The organism is Mesorhizobium sp. ESP-6-4 (assembly GCF_020164735.1).
Classification (GTDB): Bacteria; Pseudomonadota; Alphaproteobacteria; order Rhizobiales; family Rhizobiaceae; genus Mesorhizobium.
This window is the reverse complement of sequence record NZ_JAIUGS010000003.1, coordinates 448,524-474,630: the sequence shown is the minus strand read 5'-3', so window position 1 is coordinate 474,630 and position 26,107 is coordinate 448,524. Positions and strand designations below refer to the sequence as shown.

Sequence of the window (26,107 nt, the reverse complement as noted above, 5' to 3'; positions counted from 1 at the left end):
GTAGCCGTATCGATGTTTGCCAAGCTTGCCCGCACCGGAATCCTGATCGCCGCTATCGGCATCGCCGGCTGCAACGATTCGTCGATGAAGGACTTCGCGCCCGAGGCCAACAAGCCGTTGCCCGATAAGATCCTCGCCGACATGAGGGCCAAGGGCATGGTACGCACCTCCTCGGTGATGGCGCGCATCTTCAAGGAGGAGGGCAAGCTCGAGATCTGGAAGGCCAAGACCAATGGCCGTTACGATCTTGTCGCCACCTACGACATCTGCAAATGGTCGGGAAAGCTCGGCCCCAAATACACCGAGGGCGACCGCCAGGCGCCGGAAGGCTTCTACACGGTGCGTCCGTCGCAGATGAATCCGCGCTCGAATTACCATCTGTCCTTCAACATTGGCTTCCCCAACGCCTATGACCGCGCCAATGGCCGCACCGGCCAGAACCTGATGGTTCATGGCGCCTGCTCGTCGTCCGGCTGCTATTCGATGACCGATGCCCAGATCGAGCAGATCTATGCCTTCGGCCGCGACGCCTTCCAAGGCGGCCAGACCGAGTTCCAAATCCAGGCCTTTCCGTTCCGCATGACCGCCGCCAACATGGCGCGCTACCGCAACGACCCGAACTACGAGTTCTGGAAGATGCTGAAGGTCGGCTACGACAATTTCGAGATCACCAAGGTGCCGCCGAAGGTCGACGTCTGCGAGAAGCGCTACGTCTTCAACCAGGTGGCGCCGGAAGGCACGACCTTCGACCCGACCGGCCCCTGCCCCGCGACCATGCAGCCTGACTCGTTGAAAACGGCCTACGCCGACTACGAGAAGCGTTATGACGCGGCCTTCAAAGCAGCCGTCAATTCCAGCACGCCGCCGCCGAAGCCGACGATTGCCGGCATCAAGGAAGCGAGCATCGTTTCCGACTGGTCGAAGCGCCGCGCCCGCGGCGAGCGCGTGCCGATCGACCCGCCGTCGCTGAATTCCGACGGCTCGGTGACCGAAACGACCCGCATGGGCCGCATCGATTCCCCGCTCGGCCGCAAGATGGCGGCAGCCGACGCGGAAAAGGAAGCCAAGCGCAAGGCCGAAGAGCAGCGCCTGGCCGCGATCGAGGCGGCCAAGGCCGCCAAGGCAGAGGCAAGGGCGCAGGCGCTGGCCGAGAAGGAGGCCGCCAAGCAAGCGGCGCAGCAACCGGTCGTCACCGCTGGCGTCGAAGCCGCGCCCGCCCAGCCGGCGCAGGAAACGCAGGCTGCCGCCGACGCCGACCAGGGCACCGTGTCGAAGCTGAAGAAGAAGCTTCTCGGCATGTTCGGCGGCTGAGACTTCCGCTTGGCAAAGCCGCCCGCCATCTACGATCTCAAGGGACTGAACTGTCCGTTGCCGGTGCTGAAGGCCCGCAAGCGGCTGGCCGCGATGCGGCCCGGCGCCCGGCTGTGGCTCGAAACCACCGATCCGCTGGCGGTGATCGACATCCCGGCCTTCTGCGCCGATGCCGGTCACCAGCTGCTCGAGACGACGGCCGTCACTGGCGGCCACCGTTTCCTGGTCGAGCGCGGCAACGCGGCTGACCTGCTTGCTTCAGCTTAAAGCCCGGCAATCGCGAGCGGATTGGCTTCCAGCGCTGCGCGGTCCGGCGTGTCGATCGACGGCTTGTTGGTGAAGGCCGCGAACAGCCGCTGGATATAGTCCTGAGGCATGTCGAGCGTGATCAGCACCAGCCTGGTTCCGCGCTGGCCGTCGGGCCAGGCTGGCAGTCTCGCCGGCGGATGCAGGATCTTCTGCACGCCGTGGATGACCAGCGGCCGCGAGGGATCCTCCGCGAGTTCGATGACGCCCTTCATGCGCAGGAGTTTCTCGCCATGCGTCGAGCGCAGGAGGTCGAGGAACATCTCGATCGCCGAGAACGGCACCGGGCCGTTATGGACAAGCGAGTGCGAACGCACGCGCGTGTCGTGGCGATGCTCATGATGGTGGTGAGGATCATGGTCGCCGTCATGGTGGTGATGGTCGTGACCATGGTCGTGCGCCACCTCCTCGCCAAGCCAGCGCCGCACGTCGGCGGACTTGGTTTCAGGATCGTAGAGCCCGCAATTGAACAGCGCCGCGGCGCCGGCCTCCTCGACATCGGGCACGACGGCGCCCGGATTGATCTGCTTGAGCCTTGCCCGCAACGCCTCGACTGCGGCCGGGTCCACAAGGTCGGTCTTGGTCAGCACGACGCGGTCGGCCACCGCGGCCTGTTTCGCCGCCTCGACATGGGCGTCCAGCGTCGCCTCGCCGTTGACGGCGTCGACCAGCGTGATGACGCCGTCGAGCCGGAACGCCTGCACCAGCGCCGGATGCGCCATGATCGACTGCAGCACCGGTGCCGGATCGGCCAGGCCCGTCGTCTCGACGACGACACGGGCCAATTTCGCGATACGGCCGGTCTGCAGCCGGTCGACCAGATCGGCGAGCGTATCGACCAGGTCGCCGCGCACCGTGCAGCAGAGGCAGCCGTCGGAAAGCTGGATGATGCCGTCCGACGCCTGCTCCACCAGCAGATGGTCGATCGCCACCTCGCCGAACTCGTTGATGATCACCGCCGTATCGGCAAGCGCCGGATCCTTGAGCAGCCGATTGAGCAGAGTCGTCTTGCCGGCGCCGAGAAAGCCGGTGAGCACCGAAACGGGAATGGGAAAGCCGCTCATTGGTTTAGCTAATTGGCAGCTTTGACGGGCTGGTCGCCCTGCGCTCCGGCAGCGGCGGTCGCCAGCGGCTCGGCGCCGGGCGGCGCCGGCCTGTCCGGTCGCCAGATCGGCAGCGGCACGTCGGCATAGTTCTGGTCAGTCTGGTCGACGAACGCCTTGGGCGCGGGTCCCGTGGCGCCGCCGAGGCCGACTGCGATGAGCGTGGGATGGGCGAGCTTCACCTGATAGGGCGATTTCGGTTTATTCTTGGCGGCAACCTCGGGCGCCGCCTCCGATTGCTCCGCCTTCGGCTTTTTCGCGCAGATCTCGTCATGCATGTCGTTGGGTGACAGCGTGTCGCCATAGGGCTTGAGAGCGGCCAGCGTGGTCGAACCCGCCGCCGGTTTATCAAAACCCTGGTCGAGCAGCTTTGCCGCCGCTTCGGCGCGGCTGATCGCCGATTTCTCGCCAAGCACCACGGCGACCAGCGTGCGCCCGTTGCGCGTCGCCGAGCCGATCATGTTGAAGCCGGACGGGCAGACGAAGCCGGTCTTCATGCCGTCGGCGCCCGGATAGCGGCCGATCAGGAGATTGTAGTTCGGGAGCGCCTTCTTGCCGACGGCAAGGCCTTCGATCGAGAACCACGGGGCATATTGCGGAAAATCATTGCGCAACGCCGTCACCAGCACGGCAAGGTCGCGCGCGGTCGTATACTGGTCCGGCGAATAGAGCCCGTTCGGATTGACGAAATGCGTGCCGACCATGCCGAGCCGGGCCGCCTCGGCGTTCATGCGCTCGGCGAACGCGGCCTGCGACCCGCCGATATTCTCGCCGACCGCCATGGCTATGTCGTTGGCCGACTTGACCAGCATCATCTTCAGCGCATTGTCGAGCCGCATCACCGAACCCGGCTTGAAGCCCATCTTGCTCGGCGGCTCGCCGGCCGAATGCTTCGTCACCTTGATCGGCGAATCGAGCGCTACCTCGCCGGCCTGGATCGCGCGGAAGGCGACATAGGCGGTCATCAGCTTGCTGAGCGAGGCCGGATACCAACGCTTGAACGCGTCCTGGTGCTCCAGCACAGTGCCGCTCTTGAGGTCGAAAAGCACGACCGGATTGGCGCGCGCCGTGCCGGCAAGCACCGGAAGCGCCAGCGCGCCTGCCAGCAACAGGTTGAGGAAATGCCTTTGCCGCATGATTAAATCCGAAATCGCCTCTTGCCGTGATCGCCGCTGGCTCCGTAAGATTTCGTTACCCATCGCCAGCATAATGCGACCCGACCCTCGACCCCGGGCCGCATTGTTGCGGTGCTATTTACCCTATGTGACGCCAAAATGGCAAAGTGCCATATATTCACAATTGCTGAGCAGTGGCCCTGAACCGACTGCCGCCAGTCAACCAAGAGATGGACCGACCATGCCGATTCTGAACCGCGCCGCGCAAATGCAGGAAGAAGTTGCCGGCTGGCGACGACATCTGCACCAGACACCGGAGCTGAATTTCGACGTCTTTCAGACCGCCGGTTTCGTCACCGAGAAGCTGACGGCCTTCGGCTGCGACGAGGTGGTGACGGGACTGGGCAAGACCGGCGTCGTCGGCATCATCCGCGGCCGCAAGGGCGATGGCCCGACCATCGGGCTGCGCGCCGACATGGACGCGCTGCCGATCGACGAGATCACCGGCAAGCCGTGGGCCTCGACCGTGCGCGGCAAGATGCATGCCTGCGGCCATGACGGCCACACCGCCATGCTCTTGGGCGCCGCCAAATATCTGGCCGAGACGCGCAATTTCGCTGGCACCGTGGCGGTGATCTTCCAGCCGGCCGAGGAAGGCGGCGGCGGCGGCAACGAAATGGTCAAGGACGGCATGATGGAGCGCTTCGACATCGAAAAGGTGTTCGGCATGCACAATATGCCGGGCCTGCCGGTCGGCCAGTTCGCCATCAAGCCCGGCCCGATCATGGCCGCGACCGCCGAATTCACCATCACCGTCAAGGGCCGCGGCGGCCATGCCGCGATGCCGCACGGCACGATCGACCCGATCGTCATCGCCAGCCAGTTGGTCGGCGCGCTGCAAACCATTGCCTCGCGCAGCACCGATCCGGTCGAGTCCGTGGTGGTGTCGGTGACGAAGTTCCACGCCGGCGACGCCTATAACGTCATCCCCGAAAGCGCCGAGATCGCCGGCACCGTGCGCACGCTGAAGAAAGAAGTGGCCAAGAAATCGGAGGAGCGCATTCGCGCACTCTGCGCCGGCCTCGCCTCCGCCTTCGGCGCCACCATCGAGGTCGATTACGACGCCAACTATCCTGTCACCTTCAACCATGCGGAGGAAACCGTGTTTGCGGGCGATATCGCCGCCGACATCGCCGGCGACAGCCATGTCCACCGCGCCATCCAGCCGGTGATGGGCGGCGAGGATTTCTCCTATATGCTGGAAGCGCGCCCCGGCGCCTTCATCTTCATCGGCAATGGCGACTCGGCCGGCCTGCATCACCCGGCCTACGACTTCAACGACGAGGTCATCCCGCACGGCATGAGCTATTGGGTGAAGCTGGCCGAGACCGCGCTCGCCACCTGAGCGCACGCAGGCGAAGGCGGCGAGCGTCCTGCCAAAACGGCTTGGCCCGCCCGGCCCGCCGAGATGAGTTACAGCCCAAGGGGAGGACAGCATGCCTCTTGGCGAACCGGCCCGAAGCGTTTATGTGTCGGGCCGCGTGGTCCCGTAGCTCAGTAGGATAGAGCGGCAGATTCCTAATCTGTAGGTCACAGGTTCGATTCCTGTCGGGATCACCAACGAATTCAATGGGTTGGGATCAGATCGGCGCAATTTCATGTCGCCCCGTGTTGGTAGCAACCTACGCGACATAGAAAACCGAGGGCTGGCGAAGCCGAAGGACTGACATCCGCAGAGGCTGCGTATTTGGATAAGTGGCTCGCCAAGCGCACGGGACCTGTTTCGGTTCGAGAACGAGTGATCGGGTTAATCGTCCCAACCATGATGGCCGCAGCTATTGCGCTGCTGATCTATTGGGGTGGCGGCGGATTCTCGCTCTACGTGTCGCTGTTCGTTGGCCGGATCGGCTCACTGGTGGTAGGGCTTCTGATCCAGCGCCCTAAGGCATGAGCGCACGCGACCTGAAATCCGCCAAGCCTGCGGGTTGGTCGAGAGCTTTCGGGGGGCCATTTGATCCGACGCGCCGGTTTCCACCACGGCGTGGCCCGGATCGCTCCGCCACCAGGAATTGCCGAATGCAAGCGTGCCGGCCGTATACGACGGCGGGCATCAGAGCGAAGTGAACGGCCCCGAAAGATGGTGCCTGCGCATAAGCGTGGAGAGGCGGTTCGCCGCTTCGGCGAATGCTTCGCCTCCAGAAGCGATCAGCGCCGGTCTTTCCTGCTCGGGCGCTGCCAGGACGCGTTCCCAGAACGCGGCGACGACGGCGCTTGACCGGGCGAGATCGGCGGCCGCGTTTTGATCGTCGGCCAGCGCCGCCAAATGCCGAGATGTAATGCCGCCGATGCCGGGCGGCACTTTCGCTCCCATGTCGAGAAAGCCCGGAGGCAGCGATCCTTTCAGATTGTGGACGCGATGCTCGACGATGGCGGCGTAGATCTGGTCGACGGCCTGCTTGGCGCCGGCGACACGGGAGGGGTGGTCGGTGTCGGCCGCGGCGTGAGGGAGGAGTTCCAGACGCTGGCCATAGGCCTCGACCAGTCTGAGATAGGGCAGCATTGGTCCCGAAAGCGTGCTGCCGTCCTTGAACAGGTCCGCATCGATCGCCGCATGGGAAAGGCGCCCTGACGCCAGCGCGCGCTCCAGTGCTGCCACATCGACCAGCTCGCCGCGATCGTAGTTGATGAGCACCGCGCCGTGGTTGAGGAGGGAGAGGACTTCATCTCCGATCAGTCCGGCATTGGCGTATCGCTGCTGGCCGGCATGGAAGGGACCGAGGCCTAGGTGGACCGAAAGCGCGTCGGCGCCGCGCGCGGCGTCTTCCATGGTCTGGGCATAGTCGAAGCCTTCCGCCTCGATCCATTTTTGGTGACGGGGCCGCGCATGGATGGCGACCCGCATGCCGAAGGCCTGGCCGAGCCTGGCGAATTCCCGGCCGATATTGCCATAGCCGAGCACCGCCAGCCTTTTGCCTTCGAGCTTCTCGGTCGGGTAATGGCGCAGATCTTTTCCCGTATCGAACTGCCCGCCGGCGACCAGGGTGTTGAGCTTGTCCACGGGAAGATTGGGCCTGACTTTCAGCAGCGCCTTCATCGCCATTTGCGCGGTGGCGCGGCTGTTGATGCCCGGCGTGTTCATCAACGGCGCTTGGCCGCCTTCCCCGCTGCCTCCACCCCACGATGCCGAGCCCATATTGCCGGTGCCGGCGCCGATGCGCACGCCGCCGAGGCGGAACCTGGTCTCGGCCGGAATGAACGTCGCGGCGGCGATGACGGCGTCGTAGCGGCCGTCACCGGCCTCTGCCAGCAATTCGTCACGCGTGCTCAATTGCGGCAGGTAGAAGAAATGCAGCCTGTCGGGGTCAAGGGCGCCGGCCTTGGCGATGCCTGTCTGGTGGAACACGCCGCCCTTGGCTTCGATATAGGCCTTGACCTCGCTGTGGTCGGGATTGCCGTCAGCGCCAAAGCGCAGCCCGACAAAATCGCAGATCAGAATATTGGCTGATGTCATGGAGCGTGGTTTCCCTGCAGTTATCTCCAGCTACTCCAATCCGTTGTCCAATGGACCGCGTGAAGCGGCATATCCGGGTCGCAAGCGAGAGATCGCGTAAGGAAGCTAAAACTTGTCGGCGCCAGCGAGGTCAGCCTGAGATAATTTCGTAGTGAAGGATCTGGGCGTCGTCGAGGGACGATCTGCGTCCGGGCGAGATGACGCCGGAGCCGAAGAGGAGAATATCTTCGCGGCGTATGAACACTTCTTGGCCGGGTCCCATCGACACAAATGTGCCCGACGAGCTCCGCTCGACAAGCCGGGCCTTGCCGTTCGAAATGGTGAAGGTCGCGTGGTGCCTTGAGACCCAGGGCCGCTGGACGACGATATCGCATTCCGGAGATCGGCCGATCGTCACCAGTTCGTTGTTTCGGCAGGATCGCGACTGATCTTCATAGCGGATGATCAGATTGATCGGTGGCGGCGGCGGGGCAGAGCGCCTATCGATAAAGGTACCTCGGTTGGCGATGTGCGTGCTGAGGGCCTCATTGTCGCTTCGTAGCGTATAGACATCGAAGAGTTCTTGCTTGCCCTTGAAGGCCATCTTGTCGAGGAGCCGCAAGGTACTGCGGCTGCCCGCGGAAAGGGCTTCGAAGAAGCTCTGGCTGATCAGGACCTCCCCGGGGTTGGCCGTGGCGGACAACCTTGCGGTGACATTGACAACGTCGCCGAATAGCGCGCCGCGCGCGCGAATGACCGCCCCGAAATGCAATCCGATCCGGGCGATCAAGGGCTTTTTCGACAGTTGATGGCTGATTTGGCAGACCGCCATCAGCGCCGCCTCCGAGCTCTCGAACAGGCTGAGCACGTCATCACCCTTCGAGTAGATGAAATCACCGCCGTGTTGGGCGACGATCTCGCGTATCGCGTCGAGGCAATCCGAGACCTGCCGCAAAGCGTCATCGTCGCCGATGCGCTCATAGAGCGGCGTGCTGCCCACGACGTCAGCCAAGAGGACCGCGGCTAGAAGTCTTTCCTGATCCATCGACTCGTGTCCGCCCCGAGAACGAAGCGTATATAACATACCAAGGCCGACTTTGACTTATCCATGGGCGCGCCAAAAGGGCCTGCGCAACTGGGCAAGTGCTTGGCGCGATTAGCTCGGACGGACAGGCATCTGCCTTCGCTCATCCCGCCAAACGGGTTATCGGCTCAGAAATAGCGAAAAACGTTTCGTATCCTTAACCCGGGCTGCCGGCCGCCGGATTGGCGATGATCGCCGCCCGGAAGCGGGCGACGAAATCGTCCAGCGCCGGGCGTTCGGCATCCGAGATCGCCCAGTAGGAGAAGGCGTCGTCGGTCCAGTGGACCAGAAGGAAGCCACCTGCCGACAGATCGTCCGCCACCGGTACGGATTTGGCCTCGTTCTGCCGGGGCGCGGCCACCAGCGTGATCAGATGCTCATGATGGCGGTAGACCAGAGCCGGCATCGGCCTGTCGCCGATCACCTCGACGCGCCCGCCAAGCAGGGCGTAACCATCCTTGGCCATGTCGGGCGCCGCCGGCGAGACGCCGATGCGGCCGTCGAGCCATGGCTTCACCGTGTGGCGGTCGGACGAGACGATGTCGACCGGGGTCGCCGCGAGCAGGCTGCGGCGATGGCCGTTGGCGACGGCCACGGCAAAGCTGTCGGACCCATTGTCCGCCGTCGCCAGCCACTGCGTCGCGCCGCTGGCCAGAAACGCCGTCAGCACGATCGAGGCCGCCATCTGGCGCCAGTCGAAGGAGTCGAACCAGCGTGCCGCGCGCGGCCGCATCTCGACGACATTGCCTTGCTGCTGTTGCGGCTGTGACTGCGCCTTCACGGCTGTGGATTGGACGGCTTCGTCGGCCCCACTCACCTCGGCGATGGCCGCAATGCGGGCCAGAAAATCGTCGCGGACCGTCTGGCGCGGCACATTGGCGACAGCGCCGCGCAGCGCCACCAGGCGCGCGTGTTCGGCGGCCAGCTCCGGATCGGCGGCTATCCGCCGCTCGACCGCCAAAGCGGCCGCGGCATCGAGCTCGCCATCGACAAGGGCGTGGATCATCAGCTTCATATCCTGCGAGTCTTGCGGCAATCCATCCTCACGCGGGCGATTTTCATGCGGGCTCATGGTGGCGCCCTCCGAGTTCCGTCATCAAGAGGCCGCGGGCTCTCGCCAGCCGCGACATCACCGTGCCCTGCGGCACTCCGAGCATGGCGGCGATCTCGCGGTAGCTGAGACCGTTGATGTCGCGCAGCACAAGTGTTTCGCGGAAGGCTTGCGGCAGCCTGGCGATCGCCGCTTCCACCGCCGCCGAATTGGCCTTGGCGATCAGCGCCGCCTCCGGGCTGTCGGTGTCAGTGTCGGGCGGCGGCGACACGTCGTCGAGATCGGCGAGGTCGCCGACGGCGACCACGCTGCGCGGGCGGTTGCGCGCCATCCATGTGTAGGAAGCGTTGCGCACGATGGTGAGCAGCCACGCGCGGGGGTTTCCCCCAGCGAACCCGGCAATGCCCGCATGCGCCTTGAGGCAGGCCTCCTGCACCACATCCTCGGCGTCGGCTTGATTGCCGGTCAGCCAGCGGGCAAGCGACAGCGCATCGCCAAGATGCGGCAGCACCACTTCGGCAAAACGCGCTGCCAGCATCTTTTCGCTCAACACCGTTCCGCCGTCGGGCGCTCCCGCCATGGGTTTGCCGCCCTCAGCGGGAGGCGACGATCTGTCCCTGCTCGTGTGGGTGAAGATCGCGACCGCAGGCGATGGCGCCTGCTTCGAGGGAGGAGAAGGCATTGGTGTCACCGGAGTCAAGTGTCTCGGAAGCAAGGCGTGCCTCGGAAGAGGACGGCGCATCGCTGGCTGCAAAGGGGCGATCGCCGTCATGGTCGTGGATCTCGATGGTTGCGATCGGCACGGATCAGGGCCGGCGGCGAGGCGGTATCGCCCGGACCGGATGCGCCCGGCTCATCCGCTCCATAGGACGCCGGCGGCTGACGCCTTCGCCTTGTTCACATGCGTATTTGTCTTCGCGCCGCTTCATGGTCGGTCTCCTGCTGTTGCGCACAAATGGCGCATGCTCTGGAGACCCGCAGACCGGGCGGTTTATTCCCGGCCGGTCGGCCTTTTCGTTAACGCCAACTTGATCGAACGGCGTGCGGGCCTACAGCGCCTGCAGCGCAAGCCCCGCCAGAGCCGATCCCGCCAGCGTCGGCAGCATGCCGAGTTTCAGCCTGAACATGGCGACCATCGCCGCCGCCGACAGAAGCGCGGCGCGCCAGCCGAGCGAGGACAGGACCGGAACCTCCACGCCCCAGCCGACGCTTGCGACCTTGCCGAAGACGACATGCAGCCCGAACCACAATGCAAGGTTCATGATCACGCCGACGACTGCCGCTGTGATCGCGCCGAGCGCCGCTGCCAGCGCCTTGTTCTGCCTGAGCTGCTCGATGTAGGGCGCGCCCAAAAATATCCAGAAGAAGCACGGGACGAAAGTGGCCCAGAGCGTCAGCGCCGACCCGAGCGATCCGGCAAGCAAAGGATTGATTGCACCGGCATGGCGATAGGCGGCGGCGAAGCCGACGAATTGCAACACCAGGATCAGCGGCCCGGGCGTCGTTTCGGCAAGCCCGAGCCCGTCGACCATCTGTCCAGGCGAAAGCCAGCCGAACGAGGTCACCGCCGCCTGCGCCACATAGGCGAGAACCGCATAGGCGCCGCCGAATGTGACCACGGCCATCAGGCTGAAGAAACCGCCGACCTGCGCCCACACGCTGCCCGGCCCCGCCAGCAAGGCGACCAGTGCTACAGGCCCCAGCCAGAGCGGCAGCCAGATGGCGATGGTGCGGGCCGCATGCCATCTGGTCGGCACGGTGTGGCCGAGCTCACCGCGCTCGAACATCAGGTCGACCACGCCTTTGATGTCGGCGACGCTGCCCTTGCCATGTGCCGAGCCGGAAAACAGCCGTGGCGCAAACCGATTGCCGATCCAGCCGATGAGGCCTGCCGCGAGCACGATCAGCGGGAACGGCACTCTGGCGACGTAGATGGCGAGGAAGGCCGCCACCGCGATCACGATCATGGCCCGGTTCTTCAGCGCCCGCTTGCCGATGCGGATCACGGCTTCGACGACGACGGCAAGCACCGCCGCCTTGACGCCGAAGAACAGCGCCTCGACGACCGGTGCATCGTTGTAGAGCATGTAGAAGCTGCTCAAGCCCAGCATGACCAGCGCGCCCGGCAGCACGAACAGGCTGCCGGCGACGAGACCGCCTGCCGTCCGATGCAGGAGCCAGCCGATATAGACGGCAAGCTGCTGCGCCTCGGGCCCGGGCAGGAGCATGCAGTAGTTGAGCGCGTGCAGGAACCGCTCCTCGCCGATCCAGCGGCGCTCCTCGACCAGTTCCTTGTGCATCAGCGCGATCTGCCCGGCCGGCCCGCCGAAGGACAGCAGGCCGATCTTGGCCCACAGCCGCGTCGCCTCGCGAAAGCTCGGCACGGTCGGGACATCGACCAGCGGCGCGGCGTCCTTCTTGGCGAGTGCTGTCATTACGCCTTGCCTCCGACCGGCCAGTTATGCGTCTCGTCGGTGGCGTCGCGGCACCAGCGGAAGAAGGCGTCATAGAGGAGCATGCCGGCTTGGAGCTGCTCGAGGTCGTCGCGGAACATGCGCGACAGGCCGAGCGAGGCGGCGAGGAACCCGGCCGCCTGCGGCACGAGGTCGAGGCGCGCCGTATCGGCGCCGCGCACGATCAGCGCCAGGCGATCGAGCGCTTCGACGCGCAGACCGAATTCCTCGATCATCGTGTCGAAAGTGCAGCGATCGCCACGATGGCTCCAGAACACGCCTTCTATGTCGAAGGGAACCGCTGCGAAGCGATCGGCCACAAGAGGCACCTCGGCTGGATCGACGAACAGGAAAACCGCCTCGGGATCGACGAAGCGGCGGATCAGCCAGGGGCAGGCGATGCGGTCGACCTTCGGCCGCGAACGCGTGACCCATACGGTGCGGCCCTTCTCGTCGCGGGGCGGGATCGCGCCGGCGCTGACCAACGGCGCCCTGGCGGCGACCCAGGCCTCGAAGCCGCCTTCAAGCGATTCCGCCGGAATGCCTTCGTGGCGCAGCCACGCGGCAACGCCTTGCGAGAGTTTCTGTCCCCTCTGGCAGATCACGACGACTTTGCGTCCCGAAAATTCCGACGCCCAGCTTGAGACAGTCCTGAAATCGCGCCGGCATGACGCCGGCAACAGGCGCGCATCGGCTTCATAGTCCTCGTCGATGCGCACATCGACCAGGCAAGGCGCATCGGGCAAGCCGACGAGACGGGAAAGCTGCGGAACGGTGATTGCGGTTGTTGACGGCATGGCGTCCACCTCCTGAGCAAAGAGAGTTTGGACGCGATCGTTGGGCTGACGCCTCACGGGGTCGTCGCGGGGAACCCCTTGCCGGAATGCTGGAACGATCACCGCCGATTGTCAAGGAAGGCGTTGCCTCCGACCGCCTTCGTTTTGCGATCGCCGTTGCGCTTACTGCGCCGTCCAGCCGCCATCCATCGGCAGCGTCGTGCCGGTGATCTGCCTGGCGGCGTCCGAGCACAGGAACAAAGTCAGCGCCGCCAGCTCCTCGACGGTGACGAATTCCTTGGTCGGCTGCGCCGCAAGCAGCACGTCGTGCTTGACCTGCTCCTCGGTCATGCCGCGCGCCTTCATCGTGTCGGGAATCTGTTTCTCGACCAGCGGCGTCCAGACATAGCCAGGCGCGATCGCATTCACGGTGATGCCGTCCTGCGCCACTTCCAGCGCCACCGTCTTGGTCAGGCCGGCGATGCCGTGCTTGGCCGAGACATAGGCCGACTTGAACGGCGAGGCGACCAGCGCATGCGCCGAAGCCGTGTTGATGATGCGGCCCCATTTGCGGCTCTTCATGCCGGGCACCGCCGCCTTGATGGCGTAGAAGGCGGCCAGAAGATTGATGCGGATGATGGCTTCCCACTTGTCGTCGGGAAATTCCTCGATCGGCGCGACATGCTGGATGCCGGCATTGTTGACCAGGATGTCGAGGCTGCCGAACGCCGCCTCGGCCTCGTGGATCATGGCGGTGACGGCGGCGCCGTCCATCATGTTGGCGCCCGAGTAACGGCACTTGACGCCGAAATCCTTTTCGATGCCGGACCGCTCCTGCTCGATCGCCGCCGCGTCGCCCAGGCCGTTGATGGTGACGTTGGCGCCCTCCGCGGCGAAGGCACGCGCGATTGCAAGGCCGATGCCGCTGGTCGAGCCGGTGACGAGCGCGTTCTTCGAAGACAGGGAACCCATGGGAGATCTCGCAAGAGGTGGGAGGGACTTATCAACGCAATGAGTTGGGAGAGCAGATAGTTGGTGCAATGCAGCACGACAATGGCACGGCCATGTGTCGGCTCGATTACAGCGCGGCAGCGCCATTTGCCGGCTCTGGCGGCGTGTCGCCGGGCTGACACCGCACTGTCATGCTGCCGTGCAACATACTTGCCAGCGCATTCGCGCGGGGTCTTTTCAAACTTTACTGGGGCACCAGCCATGGAAATCGCCGACGTCGTGAAGCGCGCCTATGCGATGCCGCTCACCAATCCGTCCTTCCCACCCGGCCCTTATCGTTTCTTCGACCGCGAATACATCATCATCACCTATCGCACGACGCGCGAAGCTCTTGAGGCGGTCGTGCCGGCGCCGCTCGAGATCGACGAGCCGCTGGTGAAATACGAGTTCATCCGCATGCCGGATTCGACGGGCTTCGGCGACTACACCGAGACCGGCCAGGTCATCCCGGTGCGCTACAAGGGCCAGCATGGCGGCTACGTGCATTCAATGTATCTCGACGACGACGCGCCGATTGCCGGCGGCCGCGAGCTCTGGGGTTTTCCAAAAAAGCTCGCCAGCCCCAAGATCGTGCATGAAGGCGAGGTGGTGGTCGGCACGCTGCATTATGGCAGCGTTCTGTGCGCCACCGGAACCATGGGCTACAAGCACCGCGAAGCCGACCACGACCAGGTGCTCGCCTCGCTCGCCGCGCCCAACTTCCTTATCAAGATCATCCCGCACGTCGACAGCAGCCCACGAATCTGCGAGCTGGTCCGCTACTACCTCACTGACATCACGCTGAAGGAAGCCTGGACGGCGCCCGCCGCGCTCGACCTTCGCCCGCATGTCATGGCCGATGTCGCCAAGCTGCCTGTGCTCGACATCGTCTCGGCCGTTCACTTCACCGCCGATCTGACGCTGGGTCTCGGCGAAGTCGTGCATGATTATCTCGCCGACCACGGCCGATCGGCTGCCGGCGCGAAGGAACTGGAGAAAGCCGGTGCTTGAGCGTACCAGCAACAAGGCGGCCGCCGCCACCATCGCGGAAATTACGGCGCAATATGACCGCATTGCCCTGGTCTTCCAGGGCGGCGGCGCACTCGGCGCCTACCAGGCGGGGGTCTATCAGGCGCTTGCCGACGCCGGCTGCGAGCCGACCTGGCTGTCCGGCGTCTCGATCGGCGCCATCAATGCCTCGATCATCGCCGGCAACGAGCCGAGCCGCCGCCTGCAGCGGCTGGAGCAGTTCTGGCAGACGATCTCGGGCCGTAAGATCTGGGCCTATACGCCGGAAGGCGACATCTATCGCGACATCCGCAACCAGACCTCGTCATTGATGACCATGACTATGGGCCAGCCCGGCTTCTTCAAGCCGCGCAATCCCAACCCCTGGTTCCAGCTGGCGGGAGCGGAAGGCGCCACAAGCTTCTACGACACCGCCGAGCTCAAGGACACGCTGGAAAGCCTGATCGACTTCGACGTGCTGAACGACGGCAAGAAGCGGCTGAGCGTCGGCGCGGTCAATGTCAGGACCGGCAATTTCGTCTATTTCGACACCGACAAGGTGCGCATCGGGCCGGAGCACATCATGGCGAGCGGCGCGCTGCCGCCGGCCTTCCCCTCGATCCGCATCGAAGGCGAGTATTACTGGGATGGCGGCATTGTTTCCAATACGCCGCTGCAATATCTGCTCGACCAGGAGGAGGACCGCTCCTCGCTGGTGTTCCAGGTCGATCTGTTCAGCGCCCGCGGCGTGCTGCCGCGCGGCTTGGCCGACGTCCTGTCGCGCCACAAGGACATCATGTATTCCAGCCGCACGCGCCAGAACACCGACAACTTCCAGCGCATCCATGCGCTCAAGATGAAGCTGCTCGACGCGCTGAAACGCGTGCCGCCGGACCAGCTCAAGGATGGCGAGAAGGAATTGATAGCCGACTATTCCGACGCAGGCGTGGTCAACATCGTCCACCTGATCTATCAGCACAAAGGCTATGAAGGCCACGCCAAGGACTACGAGTTCTCCGGCACCTCGATGCGCGAGCATTGGGAGATGGGCTTGGAAGACACCGAGCGCACGCTGCGTCACAAGAAGTGGCTGATGCTGCCCGACAACGCCGACGGCGTGACCATCCACGACCTGCATCGCGAAGATCCGACCTGATATTTGCATCCGCCACAAGCGGAGCAATCTCGGGAAAAAGTCACAGCGGCCGCTCGCCTGGGAGCCCGCAAACTGTGAAGCTCTGCTTCACAGGCCATCAACATTGTCGCGGATAGTCGCCTCGCGGAGAGCGGGCTTACATCTGGGCGTCAGCAAAATGCGCTGGGCTCAATGGAGTACCGCCGATGACCGCCGAAGCTGTTCCCCCTGCCGTCGTTCCGTTGCGTGACGCTTGGCGAGGCCTGCTGTGGTTTGTGCCGCTCACAACGCTCTGGCTACTCTTGATCTATCGTTGGCCGGCGATCCCGGAGAGCGGCGTTCCGACCACGTTCCACCAGCTCGCGGCCCATGGGCTCATCGCCCTGGGATTGTGGCTCGGCCTCGAACATACGAGCCTGACACCGGGTCAACGTCGCGCGACTTGGTTGGCGATCATGATCCCGGATACGCTGTGGTTCGCCGTCGCTTGGAGCGCCGCGATCAATGGCATCTTCCATCCGGACGCCACGGCTTTACCGGCGTTGCCATCGGCCATCTTCCTGCCGGTGATCATCGGTGCGCCGCTGTTGCTGTTCTCCAGGCGGGTCGGGCAGGTGCTCGATGCGACGCCGGCGAGCTGGCTCGTCGCGGTTCAGCTCTACCGCGTATTCGGCAGTTGGGCGCTCGCGGCGTGGCTGCATGGTGCGCTGCCCGGCGTATTCGCGGTGCCGGCAGGCGTCGGCGACGTGCTGACAGGGCTGTTCGCGTTGCCTGCGGCGATCGCGGTGGCGACCGGCACAGCCGGGGGCCGGAGGGCAGCAATTCTCTGGAATATCCTCGGCCTTGCCGATTTCGCTGTCGCGATCACCATGGGCATAATCACCTCGCCCGGCCCGTGGCAGTTGATCGTTCCGGATGTGCTGAGCATCGGCGCTGGCGATTATCCGGGTGTGCTGACCCCTGCTTTCGTGGTGCCAAGCTCAATCCTACTGCATGTTTTGTCGCTGCGCCAGCTGCGCCGCCTTAGAGCAATTCCAGGAAAAGTGTGAGCGGTTTTCCGTCCGGAATTGCGCAAAACAAAGAGATAGAGCGGTTCGCCGTTTCCGTGAAACGGTGAACCGCTCCAGCAGGGCGGAAATTGCACGGCGATAGAAAGAAACGGCGCCGCCAGCCACGCCGTTTCTTTGAGGGCCTTCCTGCTCAGAACACCTGGCGGAGGATCACGAACAGCACGAAGGCCAGCGCGATCGAGCAGGGCAGCGTGAGCACCCAGGCCAGCAGCAGGTTGCGCACGGTCGACCATTGCAGGCCGGAACCGTTGGCTGCCATGGTGCCGGCGACGCCGGACGACAGCACGTGCGTCGTCGACACCGGCAGGCCGAAACGGTCGGCCATGCCGATGGTGATCATCGCGACAAGCTCGGCGGCGGCTCCCTGACCATAAGTCAGGTGGCTCTTGCCGATCTTCTCGCCGACGGTGACGACGATGCGCTTCCAGCCAACCATGGTGCCGAGGCCGAGCGCCAGCGCCACGGCGATCTTCACCCAGAGCGGAATGAACTTCGTCGCGTTGTCGACCGCCTTGTGATAATCGGTGACCGCCTTGAGATCGGCGTCCTGCATCGGCAGCAGCTTCTTCTTGTCGATCAGCTTCAGCGCTTCGCCGATCAGGTAGATGTCGTTGCGCGCGTTGCTGACCAGGTCGGTCGGCACGTTGTCGACCGAGGCGTAAGGCTGCAGCCCGGCGGTGGTGTTGTGGATATAGGTCTGCAGCGCGATCGTGGTCTGATCGTTCCAGCTCTTGCTGCGCACAGCCTCCTGCACGGCAGCCTTGGCAGCATTGGCATCGGCGACAGCAACGCCAGGCTTGAGGTACTTGCCCAGAGCCTGCTCGACAGACACCGAGGCCGCCTTGTAGGCGTCGAGATAGTTGATGTCGGGCGTGCGGTTGAGCGCGTAAGCTGTCGGCACCACGCCGATCAGGATAAGCATGATCAGCCCCATGCCCTTCTGACCGTCATTGGAGCCGTGCGCGAAGCTGACGCCGGTGCAGGTGAAGATCAGCAGCGCGCGGATCCACCATGGCGGCGGCGCATTGCCCTTCGGCGCTTCATAGAGCGCCGGATTGCGCACCAGGAGCTTCATGGCATAGAGCAGGATGGCGGCGGCGAAGAAGCCGACGATCGGCGAGACCAGCAAGGTGATGCCGACATTGGTCGCCTGCCCCCAGTCGACACCGCTGGTGGCGCTTCCGGCCGGGGCCATGAACTGGTTGGCGAGGCCGACGCCGATGATCGAGCCGACCATCGTGTGCGAGCTCGAAGCCGGCAGGCCGAGAAACCAGGTGCCGAGGTTCCACAGGATGGCGGCGACCAGAAGGGCGAACACCATGGCGAAGCCGGATGACGAGCCGACCTGCAGGATGAGCTCGACCGGCAGCAGCGACAGGATGCCGAAGGCCACCGCGCCGCTCGAGGTCAGCACCCCGAGGAAATTGAAGACGCCCGACCACATGACGGCGAATTGGCCGGCAGCGAGCGCGTGTAGATGACGGTGGCGACCGCGTTGGCGGTATCGTGGAAGCCGTTGACGAATTCGAAGCCCAGCGCGATCAGAAGCGCGATGCCAAGCAGGATCCAGGGCACCGTCTTGGCGATGGCCAGATCCTGGCTGAGCGCATAGCCGACATAGACGATGCCGACGAGCACCAGCACGCCGAAGGTCGGCAGGAACCATTTGGCACCGCCCGATTGTTCCAGGGGATGATCCGGTCTCGGGATCCCCGCCTCACTCGAAACTACGTCCACCATTGTCCCACTCCTTTTGCATTGCAGCAAAGAACCGGGAAGGACGCTATGTCCCTAGAATGAAGCTGGTGTGACGCTCTTAACCGTTTGGTCACCACCACTACCAAGCCGTTTGGTCACCACCAAACCGTTGGTGACCTATCCGGCTATCTTCAGGAGCGAGGACACCAGAAGCTTGCGCTCGTCTTCTGAGAGCACGTCTGAATCAAACAGATTCATGCTGCGCATCCCTTCGATGGCGAGAAAGCAGACCAGCAGCGAGCCGAGGTCGTCCGTCTCCCCCTTCAGCCTTTCGAACAGCTGGCGCTTGAAGGCCTTGATCGGTGTCAGAAAATCGGGATCCTCCGCAATCGCGGAGAACATCCAGGACGCCGACGGTTTCGGCCGCTCGCAGTCGTCGGCCGACAGCTTGATATAGGCTGAGAGGACGCTCTCGTGGCCGGCCTCGGTGGCGCGCGTTTCCAGCGCCTTCTGGAAGTCGCTGAGATAGCTTTCGACCAGGCCCTGCATCAGCTTGGCCTTGGTCGGAAAATTATAGAGCAGGCCGCCTTTCGACACTCCGGCGCGGCTGGCGACCGCCTCGAGCGACAGGCTTCCCGGGCCTGCCTCGCGCGCTACGTCGGCGGCGGCGGCAAGTATCTTTTCGCGTGAGTTCGCCCTAGGTACTCTCATCGCGCTCCCCGTACATTAGCTTAGGCGGAATTGACAAGACCGTCCAGCCGGTACAGTAAAGCGCGCCGATTTGAAATCGGGACTTATCGTCGATATGTGTCCCGGCATCGATTGTTTTGCCGGTTGCCGGCTCGAGGGGACTGTCCGTGAAGCGCTTTTTCATCATCGCCGGATTTTTGCTGCTGCTTGCCTTGGTGTGCGTCGGCATCGTTGGTTTCAACTTCATGCGCGACGCCGGCATCAAGCAGTATTTCGCTACCATGAAGCCGCCGGCCGCGACGGTGTCGACAGTGACGGTCAAGCCTTCGGTATGGACCCCCGGCATCGAGGCCATCGGCACCGTCAACGCCGTGCGGGGCGTCGATCTCACCCTCGAGACGAGCGGCATCGTCAGGGACATCCTTTTCCACGCCAACCAGAAGGTTGCCGCCGACGCGGTGCTGGTGCAGCTCGACGATGCCGTCGAGAAAGCCGATCTGGTGGCGCAGAAGGCGCAGGCCGCCTCGGACCAGGCGGCGCTGACCCGCGCGATCGAATTGCAGCGGCGCGGCGTCGGCACCGACGCGACGCTTGACGCCGCGCGTGCTGCGGCGGACGCCTCGGCCGCGCAGGTCAACAAGCTGCAGGCAGTGCTCGACCAGAAGCAATTATCCGCGCCATTCGGCGGCACGGTCGGTATCCCGAAGATCGACATCGGCCAGTATCTGGCGCCAGGCAACGCGGTGGTGACGATCCAGGACCTGGACACGATGCGGGTCGACTTCACGGTACCCGAACAGCAGCTGCCGCTGCTTAAGATCGGCCAGACCATCAAGCTCGGCACCAATCTCGCCGATATGTCATTTGCCGGCTCCATTCGCGGCATCGACCCCAAGATCGATCCCGCCAGCCGGCTGGTCTCGATTCGCGGCGAGGTCGCCAATCCGGAAGGCAAGCTGACGCCTGGCCAGTTCGTCCAGATCCGTGTCGAGCTGCCGCAGGAAAACAATGTCATTTCCGTGCCGCAGACGGCGGTGACGACCAGCCTCTATGGCGATTATGTCTTCGTGGTCGAGCCGGCGAAGCCCGCAGCCGCTGCCGCGCCGGCGAAGCCGGATGAGCAGAAGGTTAGCGCCGATAAGGCGGCCGGCGATGCCGCCAAGCCGCAGGCGGACGCCACCAAGCCAGCCGACAACGCCGCAAAGCCGGCGGACGCGAAGCCGGCCGACAAAGCGGCCGGCGACGCCGCCAAGCCGGCCGAGGCCGCGCAGCAGCCTGCGCTCACCATCTCGCAGGTCTTCGTCAAGCTCGGCCGCCGCAACAACGGCATGGTTGAGATCGTCGAGGGCCTCAAGGACGGCGACCAGGTCGTCACGGCCGGCCAGAACCGGCTCTTCAACGGCATGTCGGTTGCCGTCGACAACACCATCGATCCCAGCAAATCGGCGAACAAACAGGTTCAGCAATGAGCTTTTCCGACCTTTTCATCCGCCGGCCCGTGCTGTCGACGGTGCTGGCCTGCCTGATCCTGCTGCTCGGTTTCCAGGGCATCTTCGGCCTGTCGATCCGTCAATATCCTAAGGTTGACGAGACGGCGATCACCATCACCACGGCCTATCCCGGCGCCAGTGCCGACCTGATCCAGGGCTTCATATCGGCCCCGATCGCGCGCGCCGTCGCCTCGACCGAAAACATCGATTACGTCACCTCGTCCAGCCGTCCGTCCTCGAGCACGGTCACGGTGCAGATGAAGCTCGGCTCCAATCCGGACGTCGCGCTGGCAGAGGTGCTGTCCAAGGTCCAGGGCGTGCGCGGCACCTTGCCGGACGCCTCCAAGGATCCGGTCATCGTCAAGGGCACCGGCCAGCAGTTCGCGATGATGTACATCTCGATGCAGAACCCGAACATGACGAAGGAGCAGCTCACCGAATATATCGAGCGCGTCATCCGGCCTCGCATCTCGACCGTGGAAGGTGTCGCCGACGTCCAGATCTTCGGCGCCCAGGAATATTCCATGCGCGTCTGGATCGACCCGATCAGGCTTGCCGCCCGCGGCGCCACCGCCGTGGACGTGCTGACCGCGATCAACAACTCGAACTTCCTGTCGGCGCCCGGCAACACCGAGAACGAATATGTGGTCTCCTCGATCACCGTGCATTCGACCCTGCAGACGCCTGAGGCCTTCGCCCAGCTCCCGATACGCTCGACGGATGGCCAGGTGGTGCGCCTGCGCGACGTCGCGCATGTCGAGCTCGGCGCGAAAAACACCGACACCAGGGTGAGCTTCAACGGCAAGCCGGGAACCTTCCTGGCCATCTTCCCGACGCCTGCGGCCAACCCGCTGACGACCGCCGCCGCGGTCACCCGGCTCGTGCCGCAGATCCAAGAGACGCTGCCGAAAGGCATGACGATCGAGGTCGTCTACGACGCCACTGGCCAGATCAGCGCCTCGATCGAGGAAGTGTTCAAGACCATCGGCGAAGCCGTCGCCATCGTCATCGTGGTCATCCTCCTGTTCCTGGGCTCGTTCCGCTCGGTGATGATGCCGATCGTGACGATCCCGCTGTCGCTGATCGGCGTCTGCTTCATCCTGTTTGCGGTCGGTTATTCGATCAACCTTCTGTCGCTGCTGGCCATGGTGCTGGCGATCGGCCTTGTCGTCGACGACGCCATCGTGGTGGTGGAGAACATCCACCGCCACATGGAGGAAGACGGCATGTCGCCGATGCAGGCGGCCTTCAACGGCATGCGCGAGATCGCGACGGCCATCGTGGCGATGACCATCACGCTGGCCGCCGTGTTCGCCCCGCTTGCCTTCACCGGCGGCCTGACCGGCGCGCTGTTCCGCGAATTCGCGGTGACGCTGGCCGGCTCGGTGGTGTTGTCGGGCGTGATCGCCATGACCATCACGCCGATGATGTCCGCTCGCCTGCTGAAGCCGGGCCAGCACGGCCGCTTCCAGCGGATCGTCGACGGAACCTTCAGCCGCATCGAGCGCGTCTACGAACGGGCGGTCACCGCTTCGCTCAGGAACCGCCCGGTGACGCTGATCATCGTTGTCGCTCTCGTGGCGCTGACCGGCTTCATGTTCACCAAGACCTCGACGGAGCTGGCGCCGGAAGAAGATCAAGGTTTCCTGCTCTCGATCGTCACCGCGCCGCGCTATGCGACATCGGATTACACCGAGGCCTACGTCAATCAGATGCTTGGCCTTGTGAAGGACATTCCCGAGACCAGGGCGCAATTCTCTGCCGTCGCCTTCGGCGGCGCGACCAACGGTGCCTTCGTCGGCTTCGCCTTCAAGGATTGGGCAGAGCGCAAGCGCAGTTCGAAGGAGCTCCAGGCCGACATTCAGGGCCGCCTCGCCAAGGTCGCCGGCGTCGAAGCCTTCGTCTTCGCGCCGCCGACGCTGCCCGGCTCCGGCGGCGGCCTGCCGATTTCCATGGTGGTGCGCTCCACCGGAGCTCCCTCGGAGGTCTTCGAGCAGGCGGAGAAGATCAAGAGCAAGGCGCAGGCTTCCGGCCGCTTCATCGTCGTGCAGAACTCGATGTCTTACGATGCGCCGCAGGTGACCGTGACCATCGACCGCGAGCGCGCAGCAGCATTGAACCTGCCGATCGCGGATATCGGCAATACGCTGACGCTGCTTGTGGGCGGCTCCGAAGTGGCGCAGTTCGACCGCGACTCCAACAGCTACGACATCATCCCGCAGGTGCCGCAGGAATTCCGCGACAATCCCGACAAGCTCGGCGAGTATTTCGTGCGCAGTGTCGACGGCAAGATGGTGCCGCTGTCGGCGGTCGTGAAGATCTCGACCAATGCCTCGCCGGCGGCCATCGAGCAGTTCAACCAGCTGAACTCCTCGACGATCTCGGCCTTGCCTCTGCCTGGCGTGACCACCGGCGACGGACTGAAGGTGCTGGAGGATCTCGCTAAGGAGACCCTGCCCGACACCTTCTTCGTCGACTATTCCGGCCAGTCGCGGCAGGAGAAGGAGCAGGGCAACACCATCCTGATCGCCTTCGCGGCGGCGGTGATCGTCATCTACCTGGTGCTGGCGGCCCAGTTCGAGAGCTTCCGCGATCCGCTTATCATCATGATGGCGGTGCCGCTGTCGATCTTCGGCGCGATCGTGCCGCTCAACATCGGCCTGGGGACGCTGAACATCTACACCCAGGTCGGCCTGATCACGCTCATCGGCCTGATTACCAAGCACGGCATTCTGCTGGTGGAATTCGCCAACCAGCAGCGTGAAATCCATGGCATGCGGCGCCGCGACGCCATCATCGCTTCGGCCAAGGTGCGCCTGCGGCCGATCCTGATGACCACGGCGGCCATGGCGCTCGGCGTCGTGCCGCTGATCGTCTCCAGCGGCGCCGGTGCAGCCGCGCGCTATTCAATGGGCCTGGTCATCTTCACCGGCATCCTGGTCGGCACCATGTTCACGCTCTTCGTCGTGCCGATGTTCTACACCTTCATCGCCAGCAAGGACCTGCCGCATCTCGCCGAGAAGCCCGATCCGAATCTGATGCCGGCGCTGCCGAGCTGAGACGACAACCGAAGCGAAAAACAAAAGAGGCCGGAATTTCCGGCCTCTTTTTTTGGCGGCTGCCTCACAGCTTCGCGATCGGTGGAAGGCGGCAACCTGCCTGCTACTCTTACCCAGCCGGTTACTTGGCCAAGCCTTATTTGACAATGACGATGCTGGTGTTGCCGGGGCCGAAGGCCTCGACCAACTGATAGAAATCGGCCGCAGCATCGGGATGCAGCCGCACGCAGCCATGCGAAGCGGGGCGGCCGAGACGGCTGACGGCATAGGTGGCGTGGACCGCGTAGCCGCCGCTGAAAAACACCGAATGCGGCATCGGCGCGTTGTCGTATTTTTTCGAATACCACATCTCATGCAGGCGGGTCGGCTTGAACGAGCCGGTCGGCGTGATGTGCCTTTTGTCGCCGGTCGACACCTTCCAGATATAGGTCGGGCGGCCATCGACCGTGACTTCCATGATCTGCTGCGACAGCGAAACCTTGGCGACGAGCTGGTTGGCGTGGGCGGCATTGCCGGCGCCGAACAGAAGCGCCGCGCCGGTGAGCGCGGCGGCGGTGATGTTGATGAGCTTGGCGGAATTGGCGGAGTGCATGACGATCCCTCTGTTTTTTGCCGTTGTGTCCGGCTTCAATTTCGATGGGGCCTTATCGTGCTCGTCCGTTTCAGACCTATTTCGCTTAATACTCGTTTCTGTTTCGAATTCGTTTCTGCAAATTAACAGCGTGGCCGGTTGAGCAGTACCGCGGCCTTGCGAGAGGTGGCGGTCAGGCGTCGCACAATCGGCTTCGGCCAGAAACGAAAGTTCATTTCGTATGTATATGAAAGACTAGGCCCCACTTTCGAAACCGATCTGCAACAAAATGCATCTGCGGCGGCATGATTTGGATACAGGCCGGCATCAAATTTGACGCAACGGGAACAGACATCCACAAATGAAAATGGGCAGGAAATCGAAACTCCGCTCCTGGTTTCCCAGGATCAGCGTCGCGGCGATCGTGCTCGGCGGCGCCGGCTCGGTAGCCGGCAAGCCGGCGACGACGCTGGCGGCGATGACTTCCGGCGAGGTTTCGACGCTGCACATGGCTCTGTTCATCGCCACGGTCTGGATTTTGTCCAGCCTGCGCGTCCACCGGCTGAAGGCCTTCTGGCGGGTCGGCCTCCGGTTGATGAGGACGCGCGGCCCCTCCGGCTACTTGCTGCCGAGAGGACCGAAGGCCCGCGCCGCAGCGGGGGGCTCCGTCAGCGGCGCGGGCGCTTCGGGAGTTTCCTGAAGCCCGATTTCGAGATCGAGGATTTGAAGAGATGAAGACGAAATTTGCCGCCTCGGTGCTTTCCGCGCTGCTTTACGCGCAGGGTTTGCTGGGCTTTGCCGCTCTTGCGACGGTATTGCTCAAGGAGCGCGCCCAGGCCGGGATAACCGTCAGCGCGAACGTTCCAACTGGACCCTCGGTCATCGTCGTGCGCTGAACGCCAGGCGTTGTCGGACCCAAAATGACCACCGCTTTGGGGAAGCCGATGCTCAAAAGCCTCGCTGATCAAAGCTTACTCTTTGCGTGGAACCGGCGGATCGAAACGATAGCCGGCACCCCTGATGGTGGTGATGGTCTCGGTGTCGAGCTTGCGGCGCAGCCGCACGATGCGCGAATCAATCGAACGGTCGAAAGCATCTGCATTCTCCGCCGGCGCCGCGGCAATGATATCGTCGCGCGTCAGCACCTTGCGCGGGCTGGCCAGGAACAGCTTGAGCAGCGCCACCTGGCCCGGGGAAAGCTGCTCCTCCGCGCCCGAGCGATGCATCACCATGGCCGACCGCAGGTCGACGGTGGCGTTTTCCAGTACGACCAGCTCGCCGCCGGCCCTGCCGCGTCTCATCAGCAGGCCGCCGATGCGCGCGGCAAGCTCGCGCACGTTGAGCGGGCTTTCGATGACGTCGGCGGCACCCAGCTCGAGCGCCAGCACCTTGTCGACAAGGTCGCGCGGCCGGCAGATCAGGATGAAGTCGGGACCGCCCTCGCCACCCCCGCCCTGGCTGCTGTAACGCCTGAGCAGTTCGCGGCCCTCGGCCTGGGTGACGTCGTCGCCGACGACCACGACATCGATGCCGCCGGCCGAAAGCAGCGTCTCCGCCTCCCAGGGCTGGCGCGCCTGGCGCACATCGTGCCCGCGCCGTTCGAGATGGTCGGCGAGATTTTTGGCCACCACCTCGGCGACGGACACAAGCGCAATGACGGATCGTGCGGCCATTTTCTTCACCCCGCCACAGACAACTCGAGATGAG

The 26,107-nt window shown here is 64.1% G+C and carries 24 protein-coding genes, 1 tRNA gene and 1 pseudogene; 12 read left to right on the top strand and 14 right to left on the bottom strand.

The window, feature by feature from the left end; all coding sequences use genetic code 11:
* The first annotated feature begins 12 nt into the window (after positions 1–12).
* Both LB523_RS09455 and LB523_RS09450 read left to right on the top strand, forming a co-directional pair.
* A complete protein-coding gene (locus LB523_RS09455) occupies positions 13–1,311 on the top strand; it encodes a murein L,D-transpeptidase family protein (RefSeq protein ID WP_224602372.1) in 1,299 nt (432 codons plus the stop codon).
* 9 nt (positions 1,312–1,320) lie between these two features.
* Positions 1,321–1,578 (top strand): sulfurtransferase TusA family protein, encoded by a 258-nt coding sequence (locus LB523_RS09450; protein ID WP_140843167.1) that lies wholly within the window; start codon positions 1,321–1,323, stop codon positions 1,576–1,578.
* On the opposite strand, the gene LB523_RS09445 is transcribed toward LB523_RS09450, so the two are convergent.
* Both LB523_RS09445 and LB523_RS09440 read right to left on the bottom strand, forming a co-directional pair.
* On the bottom strand, positions 1,575–2,681 hold the full coding sequence (locus tag LB523_RS09445) for a CobW family GTP-binding protein (protein WP_224602370.1): 1,107 nt from the start codon (positions 2,679–2,681) through the stop codon (positions 1,575–1,577). The two genes, LB523_RS09450 and LB523_RS09445, sit on opposite strands and share 4 nt — an antisense overlap.
* Before the next feature lie 8 nt (positions 2,682–2,689).
* A complete protein-coding gene (locus LB523_RS09440; RefSeq protein ID WP_224602369.1) occupies positions 2,690–3,856 on the bottom strand; it encodes a D-alanyl-D-alanine carboxypeptidase family protein in 1,167 nt (388 codons plus the stop codon).
* Between the two features lie 220 nt (positions 3,857–4,076).
* On the opposite strand from LB523_RS09440, the gene LB523_RS09435 reads away from it, so the two are divergent.
* The 3 genes from LB523_RS09435 (at position 4,077) to LB523_RS09425 (ending at position 5,786) form a co-directional block, all read left to right on the top strand.
* Positions 4,077–5,240 (top strand): M20 aminoacylase family protein, encoded by a 1,164-nt coding sequence (locus LB523_RS09435; protein ID WP_224602368.1) that lies wholly within the window; start codon positions 4,077–4,079, stop codon positions 5,238–5,240.
* A gap of 138 nt (positions 5,241–5,378) precedes the next feature.
* A tRNA-Arg gene (locus LB523_RS09430) sits at positions 5,379–5,455 on the top strand.
* Positions 5,456–5,582: 127 nt separating this feature from the next.
* A complete protein-coding gene (locus LB523_RS09425) occupies positions 5,583–5,786 on the top strand; it encodes a hypothetical protein (RefSeq protein WP_224602367.1) in 204 nt (67 codons plus the stop codon).
* A gap of 159 nt (positions 5,787–5,945) precedes the next feature.
* Here the strand turns inward: LB523_RS09425 and LB523_RS09420 are convergent, their stop codons facing one another.
* From LB523_RS09420 to LB523_RS09385, 8 genes are all read right to left on the bottom strand, one after another.
* Positions 5,946–7,346, bottom strand: a complete 1,401-nt coding sequence (locus LB523_RS09420) for an NAD(P)-dependent oxidoreductase (protein ID WP_224602366.1) — start codon at positions 7,344–7,346, stop codon at positions 5,946–5,948.
* Positions 7,347–7,476: 130 nt separating this feature from the next.
* Positions 7,477–8,370 carry an adenylate/guanylate cyclase domain-containing protein gene (locus LB523_RS09415; protein WP_224602365.1) on the bottom strand — a complete coding sequence of 298 codons (894 nt, stop codon included), beginning with the start codon at positions 8,368–8,370 and terminating at the stop codon, positions 7,477–7,479.
* A 196-nt stretch (positions 8,371–8,566) separates the two neighbouring features.
* A complete protein-coding gene (locus LB523_RS09410) occupies positions 8,567–9,481 on the bottom strand; it encodes an anti-sigma factor family protein (protein ID WP_224602364.1) in 915 nt (304 codons plus the stop codon).
* Positions 9,468–10,040 carry a sigma-70 family RNA polymerase sigma factor gene (locus tag LB523_RS09405; RefSeq protein ID WP_224602363.1) on the bottom strand — a complete coding sequence of 191 codons (573 nt, stop codon included), beginning with the start codon at positions 10,038–10,040 and terminating at the stop codon, positions 9,468–9,470. The genes LB523_RS09410 and LB523_RS09405 overlap by 14 nt, the downstream gene beginning before the upstream one ends.
* A 13-nt stretch (positions 10,041–10,053) precedes the next feature.
* Positions 10,054–10,263, bottom strand: coding sequence for a hypothetical protein (locus LB523_RS09400; protein WP_224602362.1), 210 nt, complete (start codon positions 10,261–10,263; stop codon positions 10,054–10,056).
* 246 nt (positions 10,264–10,509) lie between these two features.
* Positions 10,510–11,895 carry a chromate efflux transporter gene (gene chrA, locus LB523_RS09395; RefSeq protein WP_224602360.1) on the bottom strand — a complete coding sequence of 462 codons (1,386 nt, stop codon included), beginning with the start codon at positions 11,893–11,895 and terminating at the stop codon, positions 10,510–10,512.
* Positions 11,895–12,710, bottom strand: a complete 816-nt coding sequence (locus LB523_RS09390; RefSeq protein ID WP_224602359.1) for a chromate resistance protein ChrB domain-containing protein — start codon at positions 12,708–12,710, stop codon at positions 11,895–11,897. The genes chrA and LB523_RS09390 overlap by 1 nt, the downstream gene beginning before the upstream one ends.
* Positions 12,711–12,872: 162 nt before the next feature.
* Positions 12,873–13,661 carry a 3-hydroxybutyrate dehydrogenase gene (locus LB523_RS09385; protein WP_224602357.1) on the bottom strand — a complete coding sequence of 263 codons (789 nt, stop codon included), beginning with the start codon at positions 13,659–13,661 and terminating at the stop codon, positions 12,873–12,875.
* Positions 13,662–13,901: 240 nt separating this feature from the next.
* Here LB523_RS09385 and LB523_RS09380 point away from each other — a divergent pair, with 240 nt between their 5' ends.
* The 3 genes from LB523_RS09380 to LB523_RS09370 all read left to right on the top strand — a co-directional run bounded on the left by LB523_RS09380 (position 13,902) and on the right by LB523_RS09370 (position 16,871).
* On the top strand, positions 13,902–14,690 hold the full coding sequence (locus tag LB523_RS09380) for an acetoacetate decarboxylase (RefSeq protein ID WP_224602355.1): 789 nt from the start codon (positions 13,902–13,904) through the stop codon (positions 14,688–14,690).
* On the top strand, positions 14,683–15,843 hold the full coding sequence (locus tag LB523_RS09375) for a patatin-like phospholipase family protein (protein ID WP_224602353.1): 1,161 nt from the start codon (positions 14,683–14,685) through the stop codon (positions 15,841–15,843). Before LB523_RS09380 ends, LB523_RS09375 begins: the two co-directional genes overlap by 8 nt.
* A 185-nt stretch (positions 15,844–16,028) precedes the next feature.
* Positions 16,029–16,871 carry an MFS transporter gene (locus LB523_RS09370; RefSeq protein ID WP_224602351.1) on the top strand — a complete coding sequence of 281 codons (843 nt, stop codon included), beginning with the start codon at positions 16,029–16,031 and terminating at the stop codon, positions 16,869–16,871.
* Between the two features lie 151 nt (positions 16,872–17,022).
* Here LB523_RS09370 and LB523_RS09365 read toward each other — a convergent pair.
* Positions 17,023–18,632: pseudogene (locus LB523_RS09365) on the bottom strand (inorganic phosphate transporter).
* 135 nt (positions 18,633–18,767) lie between these two features.
* On the bottom strand, positions 18,768–19,301 hold the full coding sequence (locus LB523_RS09360; protein ID WP_224602348.1) for a TetR/AcrR family transcriptional regulator: 534 nt from the start codon (positions 19,299–19,301) through the stop codon (positions 18,768–18,770).
* A gap of 146 nt (positions 19,302–19,447) precedes the next feature.
* On the opposite strand from LB523_RS09360, the gene LB523_RS09355 reads away from it, so the two are divergent.
* Together LB523_RS09355 and LB523_RS09350 are read left to right on the top strand one after the other, a co-directional pair.
* Entirely contained in the window at positions 19,448–20,749 is a 1,302-nt protein-coding gene (locus LB523_RS09355) for an efflux RND transporter periplasmic adaptor subunit (protein ID WP_224602346.1), read from the top strand.
* Positions 20,746–23,829, top strand: coding sequence for an efflux RND transporter permease subunit (locus tag LB523_RS09350; RefSeq protein WP_224602344.1), 3,084 nt, complete (start codon positions 20,746–20,748; stop codon positions 23,827–23,829). Before LB523_RS09355 ends, LB523_RS09350 begins: the two co-directional genes overlap by 4 nt.
* Before the next feature lie 136 nt (positions 23,830–23,965).
* On the opposite strand, the gene LB523_RS09345 is transcribed toward LB523_RS09350, so the two are convergent.
* On the bottom strand, positions 23,966–24,421 hold the full coding sequence (locus LB523_RS09345; protein WP_224602342.1) for a L,D-transpeptidase: 456 nt from the start codon (positions 24,419–24,421) through the stop codon (positions 23,966–23,968).
* 340 nt (positions 24,422–24,761) lie between these two features.
* Here LB523_RS09345 and LB523_RS09340 point away from each other — a divergent pair, with 340 nt between their 5' ends.
* Together LB523_RS09340 and LB523_RS09335 are read left to right on the top strand one after the other, a co-directional pair.
* Positions 24,762–25,100, top strand: coding sequence for a hypothetical protein (locus LB523_RS09340; RefSeq protein WP_224602340.1), 339 nt, complete (start codon positions 24,762–24,764; stop codon positions 25,098–25,100).
* A gap of 31 nt (positions 25,101–25,131) precedes the next feature.
* The gene (locus LB523_RS09335) at positions 25,132–25,296 is read left to right on the top strand and encodes a hypothetical protein (RefSeq protein ID WP_181164944.1); all 165 of its coding nucleotides are present in this window, start codon (positions 25,132–25,134) and stop codon (positions 25,294–25,296) included.
* A 75-nt stretch (positions 25,297–25,371) separates the two neighbouring features.
* Here LB523_RS09335 and LB523_RS09330 read toward each other — a convergent pair whose 3' ends face one another.
* Positions 25,372–26,073, bottom strand: a complete 702-nt coding sequence (locus LB523_RS09330; protein WP_224602338.1) for a response regulator transcription factor — start codon at positions 26,071–26,073, stop codon at positions 25,372–25,374.
* Positions 26,074–26,107: the final 34 nt, after the last annotated feature.

Excerpts from the sequence above, each read along its gene's own strand:
- LB523_RS09445 (WP_224602370.1), bottom strand. The coding sequence starts at position 2,681 with ATGAGCGGCTTTCCCATTCCCGTTTCGGTGCTCACCGGCTTTCTCGGC.
- LB523_RS09370 (WP_224602351.1), top strand. The coding sequence starts at position 16,029 with ATGACCGCCGAAGCTGTTCCCCCTGCCGTCGTTCCGTTGCGTGACGCT.
- LB523_RS09385 (WP_224602357.1), bottom strand. The coding sequence starts at position 13,661 with ATGGGTTCCCTGTCTTCGAAGAACGCGCTCGTCACCGGCTCGACCAGC.
- chrA (WP_224602360.1), bottom strand. The coding sequence starts at position 11,895 with ATGACAGCACTCGCCAAGAAGGACGCCGCGCCGCTGGTCGATGTCCCG.
- LB523_RS09380 (WP_224602355.1), top strand. The coding sequence starts at position 13,902 with ATGGAAATCGCCGACGTCGTGAAGCGCGCCTATGCGATGCCGCTCACC.
- LB523_RS09340 (WP_224602340.1), top strand. The coding sequence starts at position 24,762 with ATGAAAATGGGCAGGAAATCGAAACTCCGCTCCTGGTTTCCCAGGATC.
- LB523_RS09335 (WP_181164944.1), top strand. The coding sequence starts at position 25,132 with ATGAAGACGAAATTTGCCGCCTCGGTGCTTTCCGCGCTGCTTTACGCG.
- LB523_RS09435 (WP_224602368.1), top strand. The coding sequence starts at position 4,077 with ATGCCGATTCTGAACCGCGCCGCGCAAATGCAGGAAGAAGTTGCCGGC.
- LB523_RS09455 (WP_224602372.1), top strand. The coding sequence starts at position 13 with ATGTTTGCCAAGCTTGCCCGCACCGGAATCCTGATCGCCGCTATCGGC.
- LB523_RS09330 (WP_224602338.1), bottom strand. The coding sequence starts at position 26,073 with ATGGCCGCACGATCCGTCATTGCGCTTGTGTCCGTCGCCGAGGTGGTG.
- LB523_RS09405 (WP_224602363.1), bottom strand. The coding sequence starts at position 10,040 with ATGGCGGGAGCGCCCGACGGCGGAACGGTGTTGAGCGAAAAGATGCTG.
- LB523_RS09350 (WP_224602344.1), top strand. The coding sequence starts at position 20,746 with ATGAGCTTTTCCGACCTTTTCATCCGCCGGCCCGTGCTGTCGACGGTG.
- LB523_RS09360 (WP_224602348.1), bottom strand. The coding sequence starts at position 19,301 with ATGAGAGTACCTAGGGCGAACTCACGCGAAAAGATACTTGCCGCCGCC.
- LB523_RS09390 (WP_224602359.1), bottom strand. The coding sequence starts at position 12,710 with ATGCCGTCAACAACCGCAATCACCGTTCCGCAGCTTTCCCGTCTCGTC.
- LB523_RS09345 (WP_224602342.1), bottom strand. The coding sequence starts at position 24,421 with ATGCACTCCGCCAATTCCGCCAAGCTCATCAACATCACCGCCGCCGCG.
- LB523_RS09410 (WP_224602364.1), bottom strand. The coding sequence starts at position 9,481 with ATGAGCCCGCATGAAAATCGCCCGCGTGAGGATGGATTGCCGCAAGAC.
- LB523_RS09440 (WP_224602369.1), bottom strand. The coding sequence starts at position 3,856 with ATGCGGCAAAGGCATTTCCTCAACCTGTTGCTGGCAGGCGCGCTGGCG.
- LB523_RS09415 (WP_224602365.1), bottom strand. The coding sequence starts at position 8,370 with ATGGATCAGGAAAGACTTCTAGCCGCGGTCCTCTTGGCTGACGTCGTG.
- LB523_RS09420 (WP_224602366.1), bottom strand. The coding sequence starts at position 7,346 with ATGACATCAGCCAATATTCTGATCTGCGATTTTGTCGGGCTGCGCTTT.